At 73.9% G+C, this 17,192-nt stretch carries 13 protein-coding genes; 4 read left to right on the top strand and 9 right to left on the bottom strand.

What is annotated here, in order from left to right:
* Positions 1-24: 24 nt before the first annotated feature.
* Positions 25-1,284, bottom strand: a complete 1,260-nt coding sequence (locus GA0070623_RS21040) for an FUSC family protein (protein ID WP_407938007.1) — start codon at positions 1,282-1,284, stop codon at positions 25-27.
* Between the two features lie 65 nt (positions 1,285-1,349).
* Here GA0070623_RS21040 and GA0070623_RS21035 point away from each other — a divergent pair, with 65 nt between their 5' ends.
* A complete protein-coding gene (locus tag GA0070623_RS21035) occupies positions 1,350-2,054 on the top strand; it encodes an HD domain-containing protein (protein WP_231932506.1) in 705 nt (234 codons plus the stop codon).
* On the opposite strand, the gene GA0070623_RS21030 is transcribed toward GA0070623_RS21035, so the two are convergent.
* Positions 2,041-2,325 (bottom strand): DUF4031 domain-containing protein, encoded by a 285-nt coding sequence (locus GA0070623_RS21030; RefSeq protein WP_067305251.1) that lies wholly within the window; start codon positions 2,323-2,325, stop codon positions 2,041-2,043. The genes GA0070623_RS21035 and GA0070623_RS21030 overlap by 14 nt on opposite strands.
* A gap of 35 nt (positions 2,326-2,360) precedes the next feature.
* Here GA0070623_RS21030 and GA0070623_RS21025 point away from each other — a divergent pair, with 35 nt between their 5' ends.
* Positions 2,361-3,761, top strand: a complete 1,401-nt coding sequence (locus GA0070623_RS21025; RefSeq protein WP_067305254.1) for an FAD-binding oxidoreductase — start codon at positions 2,361-2,363, stop codon at positions 3,759-3,761.
* A 79-nt stretch (positions 3,762-3,840) separates the two neighbouring features.
* On the opposite strand, the gene GA0070623_RS21020 is transcribed toward GA0070623_RS21025, so the two are convergent.
* Entirely contained in the window at positions 3,841-4,347 is a 507-nt protein-coding gene (locus GA0070623_RS21020; RefSeq protein ID WP_067305258.1) for a hypothetical protein, read from the bottom strand.
* A gap of 173 nt (positions 4,348-4,520) precedes the next feature.
* Positions 4,521-6,362 carry a glycerol-3-phosphate dehydrogenase/oxidase gene (locus tag GA0070623_RS21015; RefSeq protein WP_407937944.1) on the bottom strand — a complete coding sequence of 614 codons (1,842 nt, stop codon included), beginning with the start codon at positions 6,360-6,362 and terminating at the stop codon, positions 4,521-4,523.
* A gap of 185 nt (positions 6,363-6,547) precedes the next feature.
* Between GA0070623_RS21015 and GA0070623_RS21010 the strand changes: the two genes are divergently transcribed.
* Positions 6,548-9,058, top strand: coding sequence for a S8 family serine peptidase (locus GA0070623_RS21010; RefSeq protein ID WP_084261178.1), 2,511 nt, complete (start codon positions 6,548-6,550; stop codon positions 9,056-9,058).
* Positions 9,059-9,148: 90 nt separating this feature from the next.
* Here GA0070623_RS21010 and groL read toward each other — a convergent pair whose 3' ends face one another.
* From groL to GA0070623_RS20995, 3 genes are all read right to left on the bottom strand, one after another.
* Positions 9,149-10,771, bottom strand: a complete 1,623-nt coding sequence (gene groL, locus GA0070623_RS21005; RefSeq protein WP_067305265.1) for a chaperonin GroEL — start codon at positions 10,769-10,771, stop codon at positions 9,149-9,151.
* Positions 10,772-11,049: 278 nt separating this feature from the next.
* Positions 11,050-11,775, bottom strand: a complete 726-nt coding sequence (locus tag GA0070623_RS21000; protein WP_067305268.1) for a hypothetical protein — start codon at positions 11,773-11,775, stop codon at positions 11,050-11,052.
* Positions 11,776-12,374: 599 nt separating this feature from the next.
* Complete coding sequence (locus tag GA0070623_RS20995) at positions 12,375-12,578, bottom strand: cold-shock protein (protein WP_067305333.1); 204 nt, start codon at positions 12,576-12,578, stop codon at positions 12,375-12,377.
* 224 nt (positions 12,579-12,802) lie between these two features.
* Between GA0070623_RS20995 and GA0070623_RS20990 the strand changes: the two genes are divergently transcribed.
* A complete protein-coding gene (locus GA0070623_RS20990; protein WP_067305337.1) occupies positions 12,803-13,333 on the top strand; it encodes a GNAT family N-acetyltransferase in 531 nt (176 codons plus the stop codon).
* A gap of 595 nt (positions 13,334-13,928) precedes the next feature.
* Here the strand turns inward: GA0070623_RS20990 and paaN are convergent.
* On the bottom strand, positions 13,929-15,602 hold the full coding sequence (paaN, locus tag GA0070623_RS20985) for a phenylacetic acid degradation protein PaaN (RefSeq protein ID WP_172898437.1): 1,674 nt from the start codon (positions 15,600-15,602) through the stop codon (positions 13,929-13,931).
* Positions 15,603-15,896: 294 nt separating this feature from the next.
* Positions 15,897-17,183 (bottom strand): threonine synthase, encoded by a 1,287-nt coding sequence (thrC, locus tag GA0070623_RS20980; protein WP_067305275.1) that lies wholly within the window; start codon positions 17,181-17,183, stop codon positions 15,897-15,899.
* Positions 17,184-17,192 lie beyond the last annotated feature (9 nt).

Genomic DNA, 17,192 nt, shown 5'->3' with positions numbered 1-17,192 from the left:
GGACCGCACCGGGCCAGCGGAGCGTCAGCCGAGCGGCGGGGCGCTCGGGGTCTTCGCAGCGGAGTCCGGCGCGGCCGGTCCCCGGTCCGGCGCACCCTGGCCGCCGAAGGCCTGCCGGATCAGCCGGTTGGCCTCCTCCTGGTCGATGCCGGACGCCACCAGCAGGTCGCTTGCGGTGGTCCGCACCTGTGCGACCACCACGCTGCCGGAGAACCCGACCCCCTGGTCGTACGCCCGACCCGCCTCGCTGACCGCGCGCAGGGACCGTTCCCGGGCCTGCTCCGGCTCCTCCCCGGCGGCGAACTCGTGCCGCAGCAGACGAACCGCCTCGGCCAGGTGGGCCACCGCGTCCGGCATCGGCTCCGGCACCGCCTCCCCGTCCTCGATCATGGTGACCGACCGCCGGATCAGGGTGCCGCTGTTGCGCATCGCCCGGTCGATCGGCTCGGCCGCCTCGGCGTAGTGGGTCAGTTCGCTGCGCCGGTGCCACCGGGCCGGGGAGAGCGTGCTGGTCTCCTTCGCCCCCTCGATCGCCTCGGCCAGGGTGGCCAGTTCCTCCTTGTTCTCCCGGAGCCGGTCCAACGCCCGCTGGGCGGCGGCCCGGTCCCGCTCGCGCAGCGCCTGGGCGCAGGCGTCGAGCTGGCCGGCGAGCAGGTCCAACGCGGGCCGGGCCGCCCGGTTGATCACCCGGAGCGGGTTCAGCGGCAACAGGATCGCCGTGACCAGCAGGGCGATGCCGCCGCCGACGAACGCGTCGACGAACCGGGGCAGCTCCAGATCGTCGGTGGACGGGCTCAGGGTGACGATCAGCACGGCGGTGGCGGCGGCCTGGATCACCACCGCCACGCTCGCCCCGAAGAAGGTGGTGAGCAGGATGGCCGCGGTCACCACCAGCCCGAGTTGCCAACCACCGGTGCCCAGGAAGTAGATCAGGACGTCGCCGAGGAACACCCCGACCGCCACCCCGACGATCAGCTCCACGGTCCGCCGCAGCCGCTGGCCCACCGAGGCGGCCAGGGTGCCCACCGCCGAGATCGGCGCGAAGACCGGCTGCGGATTGCCCAGCAGGTGGTGCGACACGATCCAGGCCAGGGCGGCGGCGAGCCCCGCCTGCACGGCCAGGCCCAGCGCCATCCGGACCTGGTGCAACCGGTCGTGCAGGGTCGCCCGGCCCCGGTGACGCAGATAGTCCATCGCCTCGGCGATCCGCGCGGAGTCGACGTCGTCCCGGTCGTCGCCCAGCCCGACGCGACGCCGCAGCGACGGTCGTCGGTCCCGGGCCACGGCCATGGCGGGGACTACCCGCGCCGGGCCAGTTCATCCCGCCCGGGTGCGGCAGAATCGTCCCGGTGACCGAGCTGATCGACCGTTGGCGGGTGGCGGCACGGGCCGCCGGGGCCGCCGGGGCCGCCGACGACCGGCCGCTGGCCGCCGCCGGTGCCGCGCTGCTGGCCCGCTGGGCAGAGCCGCACCGGCGTTACCACACCACCCACCACCTGCGGGCGGTGCTGGATCTGGTGGACCGGCACGCCGACCTCGCCGACCGGCCGGAACGGGTCGCGCTCGCCGCCTGGACGCACGATGCCGTGTACGACCCGCGCGCCGCCGGGGACGCCAACGAACGGGCCAGCGCCGAGCTGGCCGGCGTCCTGCTCACCGGCCTCGGGGTGCCGGCCGCCACGGTGGCCGAGGTCCGTCGGCTGGTGCTGCTCACCGCGGGGCACGCGGTCACCCCCGGGGACCGCGACGGTGCCCTGCTCTGCGACGCCGACCTGGCGATCCTGGCCACACCCCCCGAGATCTACGACGGGTACACCGCCGCGATCCGCGCCGAGTACTCCCACGTGCCCGAGCCGGACTTCCGCGCCGGCCGGGCGAAGGTCCTCGACGGGCTGCTCGCGTTGCCCGCCCTCTTCCGGCTGCCCCCGTTGGCCGACCGGTGGGAGGCGCCCGCCCGCGCGAACCTGCGCCGCGAGCTGGCGACCCTGCGCCGAGGGCGAGGCTGCCCGCCGACCGCCCGCCCCGCGTCCCGGGCCGGCGTCAGGGGCGGATGAGGTCCCCGGAGCCGGCGAGGTGTTTCGGGCGGCGCAGGCCGGCGGCGTACAGCAGGCGGACGATCTCCCGGCTGGGCACCACCCGGGCGCCGAGCCACACCGCCACCGCGAACCGGTCGGCGGGGATGTCGTAGTGGTCCCGGTCGAAACCCCGCCGGGGCGCCCCGAGCATCTCGGCGAAGGCGTGCAGCTCGGCCGGGGAGACATCGCTGATCAGGTGCGACCAGAGCCGACCGCGCCACGGCCAGGCGGGCCGGTCCAGGTAGAGCATGGCGGCCAATCTAGCCGCCGGTTAGCCTCGGCCGCATGGTTGGCTCCCCCCTCCTCGACGACCTACGGGCGGCCCTCGGCGACGAGGCCGTCCTCACCGACCCGGACCTGCTCCGGCTGCACCGCCGCGACGAGGCGGACCTCTGCGCCGCCGGCACCCCGCTGGTGGTCGTCCGTCCCCGGGACACCGCACAGGTGGCGGCGGTGGTGCGGGCGGCGGCCCGGCACGGCGTACCGGTGGTGCCGCAGGGGGCGCGGACCGGCCTGGCCGGCGCGGCGAACGCGGTGGACGGCGCGGTCGTGCTGAGCACCGTCGCGATGACCACGATCCGGGAGATCGACCCGGTGGCCCGGATCGCCGTGGTGCAGCCGGGCGTGGTGAACGCCACGCTGGCCGGGGCGGTCCGCGGGCACGGGCTGTACTACCCGCCGGACCCGGGCTCCTGGGAGTCCTCCACCATCGGCGGCAACGTCTCCACCAACGCCGGCGGCATGTGCTGCGTCAAGTACGGGGTGACCGCCGAGTACGTGCTGGGGCTGGAGGTGGTGCTCGCCTCCGGCGAGGTGCTGCGCACCGGTCGGCGTACCGCCAAGGGGGTCGCCGGGTACGACCTCACCCGGCTCTTCGTCGGCGCGGAGGGCACCCTCGGCGTGATCACCGAGGTCACCGTGGCGCTCCGGCCGACGCCCGAGGAGTCGCTGACCATGGTGGCGGTCTTCGACTCGACCGCCGGGGCGGGGACGGCGGTGGCCGGGATCGCCGCCCGGGGGCTCACCCCGAGCCTGCTGGAGCTGCTCGACCGGACGCACCTGCGGGCGATCGAGACGTACCGGCCGATGGGGTTGCGGACCGATGCCCGTGCGCTGCTGCTCGCCGCCGTCGACACCGGCCCCCGGGCGGCGGCCGACCTGGCCCGGATCGCCGAGGTCTGCACGGCGGCCGGTGCCGGGGAGGTCTACACGGCCACCGACGCGGTGGAGGCGGCGGCGCTGCTCCAGGCCCGTCGGCTGGCCCACCCGGCGATGGAGAGGTTCGCCGCCGACACCTACCCGGACGGCAACGGTGGCCTGATCATCGACGACGTGGCGGTGCCCCGGGGCGCGCTCGCCACGCTGCTGGACGGGGTGGACCGGATCGCCGCCGAGTGCGCGGTGCCGATCGGTGTGGTCGGCCACGCCGGGGACGGCAACCTGCACCCGAACATCGTGGTGGACCGGGCCGACCCGGCGAGCCTGGCGCGGGGCCGGCGGGCCTTCGACGAGATCATCCGGCTCGGCCTGGAGCTGGGCGGCACCTGCACCGGCGAACACGGCGTCGGGCTGCTCAAGCGGGACTGGCTGGCCCGGGAGGTCGGCCCGGTCGGCATGCGGGTGCATCAGGCGATCAAGGCGGCGCTCGACCCGACCGGCCTGCTCAACCCGGGCAAGGTGCTCTGACCCCGCCCGCCGGCCCACCGCCGCGCGGGCCGGACGGCGGACGCGGGGTGACGGCGCGGACCGGCGGACGCGGGGCGGCTCAGCGGGTGGGTTCGGCCGGGGTGGCCTGGGTGAGCAGGAGCAGGATCTCCCCGGCCACCGCCGGCCGCTCCTCACCCGGGCAGTCCTGCGAGGTGATCAGCCCGGTCGAGGTGACCAGGCTGGACGTCAGCGCGTCGATGCAGCTCGCCCGGTACCGCCGCGCCTGGTCGGTCTCCTGGGCCAGTCGCGGGTCGGCGAGCAGCCCGTGCAGCCGCTGCACCTGCTCGACGTCCAGGAAACCGGTCGAGGTGACCCCGTCTCCGGCGCAGTCGTCGCACTCCCACCGGCCGTCCGGTTCGATGGTCAGCGTCCGCAGTGGACCATCGTCACCGAGCTTCTGCACCAGGCTGACCCGGTTGGCGGTCGCCACCGGGGACGGCGTCCCCCGGCCGCCCTCCGCTGTGGAGCCGCCGTCCCGGTCGACCATCGCGCAGCCGGCCAGGGCGATCGTCAGGACGACGAGGGCGGGGACGACGGACGCGCGTGACCACTGAGGGGGAACCACGCGCCGGAACCTATCCCACCGCAATGCCGTCCGGAACCCACCGACCGGCCCGGCACCGGCACGGGGGCCGGCCCGGCACGGGTGGGCCGGGGCACCTCCGACCGGCCCGGCGGCGACGAAGGGGGCACCCCCGACCGGCCCGCCGCCGGTGAGCGGGGACCACCCCGGACCGGTCAGCGCAGGGGCGTCGGCAGCTCGATCGGGCCACCCGCGCCGCCGTCCACCCCCCGGTCGGCGGCGAATCCCCGGACGTCGGGGGCACCCAGCCGGGCCGCGTCGGCGGTCGCGTCGTCCGGCATGAGCTGGGACTCCCGCTCCGCCTCGACCCGGGCGCGGTAGTGCGCGACCTCCCGCTCCCGGGTGGTCGCGTCCCAACCGAGCACCGCGCCCATCAGCTCCGCCGTGTGCCCGGCCGAGTCGAGCCCCCGGTGGCTCGTCTCGAAGGAGATCCGGGTACGCCGGGTCAGCACGTCCTCCAGGTGCAGCGCGCCCTCGGAGCGGGCGGCGTAGGTCACCTCGGCGGCCAGGTACTCGGGTGCGCCGGCCAGCGGCGAGGCGAGCAGCGGATCCGCGGCGATCAGCGTCAGCAGTTCCAGGGTGAGCGTGCCGTACCGCTCCAGCAGGTGCTCGACCACACCCACCGGCACCCCGTGCCGGCGGGCCAGGTCGGCGCGGTCCCGCCACATGGCGGCGTACCCGTCCGCGCCGAGCAGCGGCAGGTCGGCGGTGCGCGACGGTCGTACGCCGCCGAGCCGGTGGGCGGCCCGGTCGACCACGTCGGCGGCCATCACCCGGTAGGTCGTGTACTTGCCGCCGGCCACCAGCAGCAGCCCGAGCATCGGCTCGAAGACCGCGTGCTCCCGGGAGAGCTTGGAGGTGGAGTCGGCCTCGCCGGCCAGCAGCGGGCGCAGCCCCGCGTAGACGCCCTCGATGTCGGCGCTGGACAACGGACGGTCCAGCACGGTGTTGACCTGGTCCAGCAGGTACCGGATGTCCCGGGCGGAGGCGGCCGGGTGGGAACGGTCCAGCTGCCAGTCGGTGTCGGTGGTCCCGATGATCCAGTGCCCGCCCCAGGGGATGACGAACAGCACACTCGTCGCGGTACGCACGATCAGCCCGGTCTCACCGGTGATCGCCGAGCGGGGCACCACCAGATGCACCCCCTTGGAGGCCCGGACCCGGATGCCGGGGCGCAGCCCGACGTCGTTGAGCATCCGGGACATGTCGTCGCTCCACACGCCGGTGGCGGCGATGACGGTACGGGCGCGTACCTCGAACTCGGCGTCCGGGGAGCCGGCGGGGGCCTCCAGGTCGCGGACCCTGACCCCGGTGACCTCCCGGGCCTGCCGCACCAGCCCGACGGCGCGGGCACTGCTCACCACGGTGGCGCCCATGCTGGCGGCGGTACGGGCCAGGGTCACCACCAGCCGGGCGTCGTCGACCTGGCCGTCGTAGTAGCGGATCGCCCCGGCCAGCGCGTCGGCGCGCAGGCTGGGGAAGACCCGGCGGGCCCCCTCACGGCTCAGGTGCCGGTGCAGCGGCATTCCCCGACCGGTGCCGAAGATCCCGGCGAACGCGTCGTAGGCGGCCACCCCGGCGCCGTAGTAGGAGCGCCGGAACAGCCGGGCCGGCAGGTCCCGCAGGCCCTTGCCGGCGGGGAGCGGGATCAGGAACGGGACCGGCCGGACCAGGTGCGGGGCGAGCCGGGTGGCGAGCAGCCCCCGCTCGGTCAACGCCTCGTGGACCAGGTGGAACTCCAGCTGCTCCAGGTAGCGCAGGCCGCCGTGGATCAGCTTGCTGGACCGGCTGGACGTGCCGGCGGCGAAGTCGCGGGCCTCGACCAGGGCGACCTTGAGCCCCCGGGAGGCGGCATCGAGCGCGGCACCCGCGCCGGTCGCCCCACCGCCGATGACCAGCACGTCGAACCGCTCGGCCCGGAGCCGGCGCAGGTCCGCGGCACGGCGCACCGGAGAGAGCTGGCCGGCGGCGACTCGGGTCACGTTGGGGTCACGCACCCGTCCACCGTATCCGCCCGGACCCACGGACAGCAGGTTCGGAGGCGACCGGGATCCGATCCACCGGCGCGGTGCCGCCGGGCGACGGGCCGGCCGGGCGACGCAACCGGAGCCACCGGGGCCGCCGGTGACCTGCGGCAGGGCCGAACGCTCCCACCGGACGGGCCGCGTCGTACTGTTTCCGGATGTTGGCCGACGCACCTCCTCCGCCGGGTCACGGCTTCCCGCCGGGCACCGGCCGTCCGCCCGGCCCGTGGCCGGTGGTGGCCGCCGCGCTCGCCGGTGGCTGGACGGTCGCCCTCGCCGCGCTGCTCCAGGTGGTCGGGTGGTCGGTCGAGCAGTTGCAGGTGGCCGCCGGGTGGGACCGGTGGGGGTGGCTCTGGCCGGTGCTCAGCCTGGTCACGGCCCTGCTGGCAGGCCTGCCCGCGGTGCTGCTGGCCCTGCTGCCCCGCTCGGCCGGGGTCCGGGCGGCCGGGCGCGGTTGGCTCAGCGCCGGGCTCGCCCTGATCGCCCTCGGCTCCCTGCGGGCGCTTCCGCCGGTGCACCACGAGCTGTACCTGGCGGTGCTGGCCGCGACGGCGGCTCTGCTCGCGGCGCTGGCCACCCGCCTGCCCGCCCCGACCACCGCGACCCGGCACCCCGGCCCGCCCTGGCAGCTTGGCCCGCACCCGCACCCGCAGCCCGGCCCGGACCCGCAGCTCACGCCGGACCGGCAGGCCGGGCACGGTCCGCGCGGGGTGGCGGGCGGTGCCGGCCGACCCCGGGCGGTCACCCTGCTGGCGGTGGCGGCCGGGCTGGCCCTACTGGTGCCGTGGGTCTGGTTCGGCGCGCTCGGCGGGCTGCTGGAGACGGTGCTCGCCGGGCTCGCCGCGACGGCGCTCGGCGTGCTGGCCGGGGCGCTGCTGGGCGACCGGTTCTGGTCCCCGTTCACCGGCGACGGGCCGCCCCGGGCCGCCCGTACCGTGCTGGTCGGCGGCCTGGTCGCCGGCATCGTCCTGCTGCTGCTCGTCGCCGGCACCGGCCAGTCCGGCGCCCAGCTTCCCGCGCTGCTGTACGTGCCACCGCTCGGTTTCGTGCTCGGCGCGTGCCAGGTGGCGGCCCGGCGGGCCGGCGCACCGGCCGGGGCCGCGCCGGTCCGCTGGCTGGTCGGCCTGGCGGTGTTCGGTCCACTGGCCCTCACCGACCCGGAGGAGATCTCGATCCTGCTGGCCACCACCCGCGACGTGCCGTACTGGGTCGCGGTGGCGACCGGCGTCGGGCTCGCCGTCGCGGTCGTCCTGGCCATCGGGTACGGGGTGCTGCTCGCCCGGCCACACGGGCGTGCCCCCGGCCGGCTGGTCGCCGCGTCGAGCGCGGCCGTCCTGCTCCTCACCGTCGGCGTGGTGGAGGTGACCGCCGGCCGCCCCGGCCTGTACGGCGAGCGGCTGCTGGTGGTGCTCCGCGAGCAGGCCGACCTCTCCGACCTACCCGCTGGTACGCCCGGTCGCGCCGGCCGGGCGGCACGGACCGCCGAGGTCCACCGCCGGCTGGTGGCCACCGCCGAGCGCACCCAGGGCGCGCTGCGCCGGGACCTCACCCGGCTACGCCTCGACCCGACGCCGTACTACCTGGTCAACGCGATCGAGACCGACGGCGGACCGGCGGTGCGGGCCTGGCTCTCCACCCGGCCCGAGGTGGCCCGGGTGCTGGTCAGCCAGCGGCTCCGGCCGTTGCCCGCACCGGCACCGGCCAGCCGGGGTGACCAGCCCGCCCCGACCGGCCCGGAGTGGAACATCCGGATGCTCGGTGCCGACCGGGTCTGGTCGGAGTTGGGTGTCACCGGCACCGGGGTCGTGATCGGCAGTTCGGACTCCGGGGTCGACGGCACCCACCCGGCGCTGGCCGCCGGCTTCCGGGGCGGCGACGACTCCTGGTACGACCCGTGGGACCACACCCGCGCCCCGACCGACACCGGAGGTCACGGCACCCACACCACGGGCAGCGCGGTGGGGCGCGACGGTATCGGGGTGGCCCCGGGCGCGCAGTGGGTGGGCTGCGTCAACCTCGACCGCAACCTGGGCAGCCCGGCGCGCTACCTGGACTGCCTGCAGTTCATGCTGGCCCCGTTCCCGGCCGGTGGTGACCCGTTCACCGACGGTCGACCGGATCGGGCGCCGGACGTGCTCACCAACTCGTGGGGGTGTCCACCGGTGGAGGGCTGCGACCCGGGTGCGTTGCGTCCGGCGACGGCCGCGCTGGAGGCCGCCGGCATCCTGGTGGTGGCCGCCGCCGGCAACACCGGGCCGGACTGCGGGTCGATCGTCGACCCGCCCGCGCCGTACCCGGACGTGCTGACGGTGGGCGCGGTCGGCCGCGACCGGACGGTGACCGAGTTCTCCAGCCGTGGTCCCGCCGCTGGCGGGGCGGGCAAACCCGACCTGGTCGCCCCCGGGGCGGGGATCCTGTCCGCGATGCCCGGCGGCGGCTACGCCACCCTGGACGGCACCTCGATGGCCACCCCGCAGGTGGCGGGGGTGGTGGCGTTGATGTGGTCGGCGAACCCGGCGCTCGTCGGTGACCTGGCCCGGACCAGGGGCATCCTGCGGGACACCGCGCAGCCGGCCGGACCCGCCGACCTCAGTTGCGGCCCGGCGGCGGCGTCGACCGGAGCCGGCCTGGTCGACGCGTTCGCGGCGGTCCGGGCGGCCCGGCCCTGACCACCCCTGCTCCGGGCGGGAAGCGGGCCATGGATACGGAGAGGGGCGGACCGCTTGCGCGGCCCGCCCCTCTCGGCGTTGGAGCTGGACTCAGAAGTCCATGTCCCCGCCACCCGGGCCAGCCGGGGCGGCCGGGGTCTTCTCCGGCTTGTCCGCCACGACGGCCTCGGTGGTGAGGAAGAGCGCCGCGATCGACGCGGCGTTCTGCAGCGCCGACCGGGTCACCTTGGCCGGGTCGATGATGCCGGCGGCCAGCAGGTCGACGTACTCACCGCTGGCGGCGTTGAGGCCGTGACCGGCGTCCAGGTTGCGGACGCGCTCGACGACCACGCCACCCTCGAGGCCGGCGTTGACGGCGATCTGCCGCAGCGGGGCGTCCAGCGCGATCTTGACGATCTGCGCGCCGGTCGCCTCGTCGCCGGTCAGGTCCAGCTTGTCGAAGGCGGTCTTGCCGGCCTGCACCAGCGCGACACCACCACCCGGGACGATGCCCTCCTCGACGGCGGCCTTCGCGTTGCGGACGGCGTCCTCGATGCGGTGCTTGCGCTCCTTCAGCTCGACCTCGGTGGCCGCGCCGACCTTGATCACCGCAACGCCACCGGCCAGCTTGGCCAGCCGCTCCTGCAGCTTCTCGCGGTCGTAGTCGGAGTCGCTCTTGTCGATCTCGGCCCGGATCTGGTTGACCCGGCCCTGGATCTGGTCGGCGTCGCCGGCACCGTCGACGATGGTGGTCTCGTCCTTGGTGACCACGACCTTGCGGGCGCGGCCCAGCATGTCGAGGCTGGCGGCGTCGAGCTTGAGGCCGACCTCCTCGCTGATGACCTGGCCACCGGTGAGGATGGCGATGTCGGTCAGCATGGCCTTGCGACGGTCACCGAAGCCCGGCGCCTTGACGGCGACCGACTTGAAGGTGCCCCGGACCTTGTTGACGACCAGGGTGGCGAGGGCCTCGCCCTCCAGGTCCTCGGCGATGATCAGCAGCGGCTTGCCCGACTGCATGACCTTCTCCAGGATCGGGAGCAGGTCCTTCACCGACGAGATCTTGCTGTTGGCGATCAGGAGGTACGGGTCGTCGAAGACGGCCTCCATACGCTCCGGGTCGGTCATGAAGTACGCGGAGATGTAACCCTTGTCGAAGCGCATGCCCTCGGTGAGCTCGAGCTCCAGGCCGAAGGTGTTGCTCTCCTCGACGGTGATGACGCCTTCCTTGCCGACCTTGTCCATCGCCTCGGCGATGATCTCACCGACGGTGCTGTCACCGGCGGAGATGGAGGCGGTGGAGGCGATCTGCTCCTTGGTCTCGACGTCCTTGGCGAGCTTGGACAGCTCCTCCGAGACGCTGGCCACGGCAGTCTCGATGCCCCGCTTCAGGGCCATCGGGTTGGCACCGGCGGCCACGTTGCGCAGACCCTCGCGCACCAGGGCCTGGGCCAGGACGGTCGCCGTCGTCGTGCCGTCACCGGCGACGTCGTCGGTCTTCTTGGCGACCTCCTTGACCAGCTCGGCGCCGATCTTCTCGTACGGGTCCTCGAGTTCGATCTCCTTGGCGATGCTCACACCATCGTTGGTGATGGTGGGGGCGCCCCACTTCTTCTCGAGCACCACGTTGCGGCCCTTGGGGCCGAGGGTCACCTTCACGGCGTCGGCGAGCTGGTTCATGCCCCGCTCGAGGCCGCGGCGAGCCTCTTCGTCGAACGCGATCATCTTGGCCATACGGCGTTGTCCTCCTGGACACTCACGGGCCACCCGGGTGTTGTGCCCCGGACGGGCCGCCTGGTGTACGCACCTTGGGGACGTCGCCACCTGGCGACGACGACGTCCTCCTCGGTCGGGCCGGACAGCCCGCGACGACCGGCCTCGTGCCACCCGACGCCATCGAGACGTCGGTGTGACCGTGGCCCTACCGCCCCGACCATTGGCACTCATCGTATGCGAGTGCCAATGACTTGTTTAGCACTCTCCCCTGCCGAGTGCAAGCACGATGGGGCCGGTCAGCCGAGTTCCGCCACCAGTCGCGCGGCGTTCACCGGCCCCTCCTGTGCCCGCTGCTCGGCGTACGTCACCACCAGACCCACGAGCTGCACCAGGTAGACCGGGGCCACCAGCGCCGCGCTCACCAGGATCACCGCCACCGCGCCCACGGCGGTGCCCGGCGCGGTGAACGGGTCGGTGCCGAACGGCAGGGTGCCGACCGACTCCACCACGGCACCGAGCGCGCTGCCGAGGAACACCGCCAGTGCGACCAACGACACCCGGCCGAGCACCATGCCCAACCGGTCGTGGAACATGCGGAACGAACGCCCGATCGGGCTCTGCCCCTCGAACAGGTAGACCGGGCCGGCGAGGGCGAGCGCGAGGGCGAGATAGATGCCGGGCAGCAGGCAGAAGCAGAAGCCGACCCCGATGAGCACGCCCATCACCACCATCCAGCCCCACAGTCCGAGGCAGCGGCGGGCACCGTAGCGCAGCGCGCCGGGCAGGTCGGCCGGCTGGCCGGCGGCCTGCCGGGTCACCACCCAGGTACCGCCCGCCCAGCCGATGCCCTGCACCACCCCGAACGCCAGCGCGATCAGCGCCACTGAGGCCCCGTAGACCGCCAGGTCGGTGAGGTAGCCCTCCGGAATCGAGCCGTCGGCGGGCAGTTCCGTGGCATCCGGTCCGGTGCCGAACGAGAGGAGCGACACCGCCACCGCCGGCACGGCCTGGGTGAGCAGCATCAGCGGAAGCAGGATCCGCCACCCCCGGCGCAGCGCCCCGGTGCACCGGGCGAACCAACCGTCCAGCCCGGCGTACGGCGGATTGACCAGCGGGTCCGGCGGACCCCAGGCCCCGCCCCCGGCGTACGGCGGGAAACCGCCCGCACCCGGGGGAAAGCCGCCACCCGGCGGAAAGCCGACCCCACCCGGCGGGAAACCGCCGGTACCGCCCGGCGGGAAGCCCGGGTGGGGCCCTGCGGAGGGCTGCGGGTTGCCGGGGTACGGGTAGGCCCAGGCCGGCGGGCCGGTCCCGGCCGGTCCCCATTGCGGCGACCCCGAGGGTGGCGGCCCCCATTGCGGCGGCCCCCATTGCGGCGGCCCCGAGGGTGGCGGCCCGGACGGCGACCCCCACGGCCCGCCCGAGGACCCGGCAGCGGGGTCGGGCGGACCCGAAGGTGACTGGTCGGACATGAACCCTCCTCAGCGGGGACGCCTGGACGGTTCACGATCTTTCCTGGCACGCACCCCCACCGCCATCCGTCCCGCGGACGCCCCGACAGGTGGGACCGGACGGTCCACCGACAGGACCGACATCCGGGCGATGGGACCGCCGGGGCAGGTCAGGCGATGACGCGGACCCGTTCGGCCTGCGGACCCTTCTGGCCCTGGGCGATCTCGAACTCCACCCGCTGACCGTCGTCCAGCGCCTTGTAGCCGTCCATCTCGATGGCGGAGAAGTGGACGAAGACGTCCTGCCCGCCGTCGACGGCGATGAAGCCGTAACCCTTTTCGGAGTTGAACCACTTGACGGTGCCCTGTGCCACGGTGCACTTCCTCACTCTGCGCGGCGTTCCACAACCCCGGGATGCCGGCTGGCCGACAGCGGAGAACCACCCGTTTCAGCGATCGGTGAAGGCCGCTGAATCGGTGACCGAAATCGCACGCTACACGAGGAGTGACGACTGCGCACGACCACAAATAGGGCTAAATCAGACGGGTATCGACCCGGCCACCCATCGCCAACCATCACTGCGCTATGCATGCCTGCATGACCTCCGCCCCGGCCTCTCCGGCGACCCGGACGGCCCCCGTGCGACGGGTGCGCCCGGACGACACGGCCCGGATGCGGGCGCTGCGGCTGGAGATGCTCGCGGACGCGCCGCTGGCCTTCCTGGAAACCGTGGCCGAGGCCGCCGCCCGCCCGCACGCCCAGTACGCGGCCCGGATCGCGTACGTCTCCCAGGGGTGTCACACCGCCCAGTTCGTCGCCGACCCCGGGGGCCGACTGGTCGGCCACGCCGGCGGGACCGCCTCCCCCGACGAGCCGGACCTGACCCTGGTCTACGCGGTCTACGTGGCCCCCGCGTGGCGCGGCACCGGCCTGGTCGGCGCGCTGATCGACGAGGTGGCCGCCTGGTCCCGTGCCTGTGGCCGACCGCAGCTCATGCTGGAAGTGGTGGTCGGCAACGACCGGGCCTGCCGGGCCTACCACCGGTTGGGCTTCACCGACACGGGAGTCCGCGTCCCCCACCCCAAACTCCCCGCCCTACGCGAACTCCAGATGCGCCGCCCCGCCTGACTCCCCGCCCTCTTCCCCTCCTCACCCACTCCCGCCCCGCCCCACCCCGCCCTGCCCCGCCCCGCTCCACCCAGCCCTGCCCCGCCCAGCCCTGCCCCGCTCTGCCCCGCCCCGGTGATCAAGAGATTCAAGTCACCCCGAAGACCCACCCACGACGTAACCCTCTTGATCACCAAACAGCCCGCAAGCCCACCCCACCCCACCTCCGCGATCAAGAGATTCAAGTCATCCGAAGGCCCGCTCATGACATAAACCTCTTGATCACCGAACAGCCCGCCGTCGGGCCAGGAGCCCAATCCACCCCGCCCCGGTGATCAAGAGATTCAGGTCACCCTGAAGACCCGCCCACGACGTAAACCTCTTGATCACCGAGGAGCCTGGCACCCATGCTGCGTGCCCACCTCGGCCCGCCCCGGTGATCAAGAGATTCAGGTCACCCTGAAAGCCCGCGCATGACGTAAACCTCTTGATCACCGAGCAGCCCCGCGCACACCGAGCAGCCCCGCGCACACCGCGGAGCCGGCGCGCACGACGGGGAGCGCGCACGACGGGGAGCCCGCCCCCGCGTCGAGGGGGCGGGGGCGGGCCGGGAGGGTCAGGCGGGGCGGCGGGACTGGACGATGCGGAACCGGTTCGCCACGTAGGCGCCGTCGGTGAGGGCGGCGTTGGCGGCCGGGTTCGCGCCGCTGCCGTGGAAGTCGGAGAAGGCGGCGGACTGGTTCACGAAGACCCCGCCGGTGAGGTTGGCCGACAGGTGCACCCCGACGTCGATCGCGGCGGCCTCGACGGCGTCCAGCACCGCCTCGTCGGTGGAGTAGACGGCGGCGGTCAACGCGCCGCAGCCGCCGACCGTCGTCCGCATGATCTCGATGCTGTGCGCGGTGGAGTCGGTGGCGATGACGAAGGAGATCGGCCCGAACCACTCCCGACCGTAGACCTCGGTGTCGGTGGCGGCGAGCTTGACGATGGTCGGCGTCCGGATCACCGCGTCGGGCAGCGAGGGGTGCGCGACGGTACGCGACTCCAGCACCGGCTGGCCGACCTTGGTCACCTCGTCCAGTCGCTCCAGCACCCCGTCGTTGACGATCGCGCCGGTCAGCTCGACGCCCCGGGCCGGGTCGGCGGTGAGCTTGCCGATGGTGGCGGCGATGCCGGCGGCCACCTCGTCGAAGCTCTTGTGCCCCTGGTCGGTGGTGATGCCGGCGGCGGGGATCAGGATGTTCTGCGAGGTGGTGCACATCTGACCGCTGTAGAGGGTCAGCGTGAAGCCCAGGTTGCGGCACATCCCGGCGAAGTCGTCGGTGGAGTCGATCACGACGGTGTTGAGGCCGGCCTTCTCGGTGTAGACGGCCGCCTGCCGGGCGTTGGCCTCCAGCCAGTCGCCGTACTCGGTGGAGCCGGTGAAGTCGACGATCTTCACGGCCGGGTGCAGGGCCAGGGTCGAGGCCAGCTTCTCGCCGGGTGCCTCGGGGGCGAGCAGCACCAGGTCGGGGTCGAAGCCGGCCTCGGCGAGCACCTCCCGGGCGTACCTGACGGTGATCGCCAGCGGCAGCACCGCGCGCGGGTGCGGCTTGACGACCACCGGGTTGCCGGTGACCAGCGAGGCGAACAGCCCGGGGTACGAGTTCCAGGTCGGGAAGGTGTTGCAGCCGATCACCAGCGCCACCCCGCGCGGGACCACGTGGAACGTCTTGGTCATCCGCAGTGGGTCGCCCTTGCCGGCGGCCTTCTCCCAGCCCGCCGTCGCGGGGTGCCGGGTCATCTCCGCGTACCCGTAGGCGAGCGCCTCCAGCGCCCGGTCCAGCGCGTGCGCGCCGCCGGCCTGGAAGGCCATCACGAACGCCTGGCCGCTGGTGAACTGCACCGCGTTGGCCAGCTCGAAGATGTGCTTGTGCAGCCGGTCGAGGATCTCCAGGCAGACCCCCACCCGGGCCTGCGGGCCGGCGTCGCGCCAGGCGGGCAGGGCGGCGGAGGCGGCGGCGACCGCCTCGTCCGCGCCCGGGTGCGGGTACCGCACGTCCAGGGCCACCCCGAACGGGCTCGTCTCGGTGGCCACCCGGTCGGCCGCGCCGGGCTGGTCGAGCGGGAAGTCACCACCGAGGTACGCCTCGAAGGCGGCCTTCCCGTCGGCGGCGGCGGTCTCGCCGTACACCCGGGGGCTGGGCGATTCGGGGTAGGCGGACCAGTACCCGCGTTCCGCGATCGCGGTCAGCGCGCGGTGCAGGGTGTCGGCGTGCCTGTCGTACAGCGGGTGCGGGGTCTCCGTCATGCCCGCCATCATGCAACAGATGACGCCCAGATCAGTAGGGGCGTGTCACAGTCCGGCCGGCGCTGACGAGCGAAGGGGGCCAGCGGATTTCCGCTGGCCCCCTTCGGAGGTTGGTCGGGAGGGACGTTCGCACAACGCCTCCGGCGTTGGGTCGCAAGGCTTGAAAAGTCTCCGGCGAAAGCCCTCCCGCACGGAGCATCTTGCGCCGTCCGGTTCCTGCCGTCAAGTCCTTCCCGGCGGGTTTTCGCCACGCACCGCGAAAACCCGGTCACCCAAAGATCAACTCCGTGGGGTTCAGGAGAGCAGACCGGCGTCGCGGGCGGCCCGCAGGGACGGCTTGATCCGGTGGGTGGGGCCGACCTGACCCGCTACCGCGTCGATGGTCTTCAGACCCTCGCCGGTGTTGAAGACGACCGTCTCGGCGGCCGGGTCGAGCCGGCCGGACTCGACCAGCTTGCGCAGCACCGCCACGGTCACCCCGCCGGCCGTCTCGGCGAAGACGCCGGTGGTCCGGGCCAGCAGCCGGATGCCCGCGCGGATCTCGTCGTCGTCGACGTACTCCATCCAGCCACCGGTCCGCCGGACCGCCTCCAGGGCGTACAGGCCGGCGGCCGGGTCGCCGATGTTGAGCGACTTGGCGATGCCGGTCGGCCGGACCGGGGTGATGACGTCGGTGTCGGCGTGCAGGGCGGTGGCGATCGGGTTGCAGCCGGCCGACTGGGCGCCGAACACCTTCCAGCCCCCGGCCGGCGCTTCGACCAGGCCGATCTCGACCAGTTCGGTGAACGCCTTGTCGATCTTGGTGAGCAGTTCGCCGGAGGCCATCGGGATGACCACCTGGGCCGGGATCCGCCAGCCGAGCTGCTCGGCCACCTCGTACCCGAGGGTCTTGGAGCCCTCGGCGTAGTACGGCCGGACGTTGACGTTGACGAAGGCGGTGTCCTCGAACTCGTCGGTCTCCACCAGCTCGCCGCAGAGCCGGTTCACGTCGTCGTACGAGCCGTCGATGGCCACCAGGTCGCCGCCGTAGACGGCCGTGGTGATCACCTTGCCCTGCTCCAGGTCACCGGGGATGAAGACCACCGAGGGCGCTCCGACACGGGCGGCGTGGGCGGCCACCGAGTTGGCCAGGTTACCGGTCGAGGCACAGGCGAACCGGCGGAACCCGAGCGCCTGCGCGGCGGTCAGCGCCACCGAGACGACCCGGTCCTTGAACGAGTGGGTCGGGTTGGCGCTGTCGTCCTTGACCCAGAGCGGCGCGCTGATGCCCAGCTCGGCGGCGAGGTGCGGGGCCGCGACCAGCGGGGTGAGCCCCGGGTCGAGGGTGACCCGGGTGGCCGGGTCCTGGCCGGCGGGCAGCAGGGCGGCGTACCGCCAGATGTTCTGCGGACCGGCCTCGATCTGCTCCCGGGTGACGGCGGCCAGCGCGGCGGCGTCGTAGTCGACCTCCAGTGGGCCGAAACACTCGTAACAGGCGTGCTGCGCGGCGAGCGGGTAGCGGGCGGAGCAGGCCCGGCAGACCAGGGCGCGGGCGGGGCTGGCGGTGGTGTCGATACCGGGGGCGGCGAGCGTCGACGTCATGTCGGATTC

The sequence above is a fragment of the Micromonospora rifamycinica genome, assembly GCF_900090265.1.
In the GTDB taxonomy this organism is placed as follows: domain Bacteria; phylum Actinomycetota; class Actinomycetes; order Mycobacteriales; family Micromonosporaceae; genus Micromonospora; species Micromonospora rifamycinica.
Note: the sequence above shows the minus strand (reverse complement) of the source record. Positions and strands in the feature narration are given on the sequence as shown.

Bases quoted from the DNA above. Each gene is read 5' to 3' on its own strand.
- GA0070623_RS20990 (WP_067305337.1), top strand. From the start codon at position 12,803: ATGACCTCCGCCCCGGCCTCTCCGGCGACCCGGACGGCCCCCGTGCGA.
- thrC (WP_067305275.1), bottom strand. From the start codon at position 17,183: ATGACGTCGACGCTCGCCGCCCCCGGTATCGACACCACCGCCAGCCCC.
- GA0070623_RS21030 (WP_067305251.1), bottom strand. From the start codon at position 2,325: ATGCTCTACCTGGACCGGCCCGCCTGGCCGTGGCGCGGTCGGCTCTGG.
- groL (WP_067305265.1), bottom strand. From the start codon at position 10,771: ATGGCCAAGATGATCGCGTTCGACGAAGAGGCTCGCCGCGGCCTCGAG.
- GA0070623_RS21010 (WP_084261178.1), top strand. From the start codon at position 6,548: ATGTTGGCCGACGCACCTCCTCCGCCGGGTCACGGCTTCCCGCCGGGC.
- GA0070623_RS21025 (WP_067305254.1), top strand. From the start codon at position 2,361: ATGGTTGGCTCCCCCCTCCTCGACGACCTACGGGCGGCCCTCGGCGAC.
- GA0070623_RS21000 (WP_067305268.1), bottom strand. From the start codon at position 11,775: ATGCTGCTCACCCAGGCCGTGCCGGCGGTGGCGGTGTCGCTCCTCTCG.
- paaN (WP_172898437.1), bottom strand. From the start codon at position 15,602: ATGACGGAGACCCCGCACCCGCTGTACGACAGGCACGCCGACACCCTG.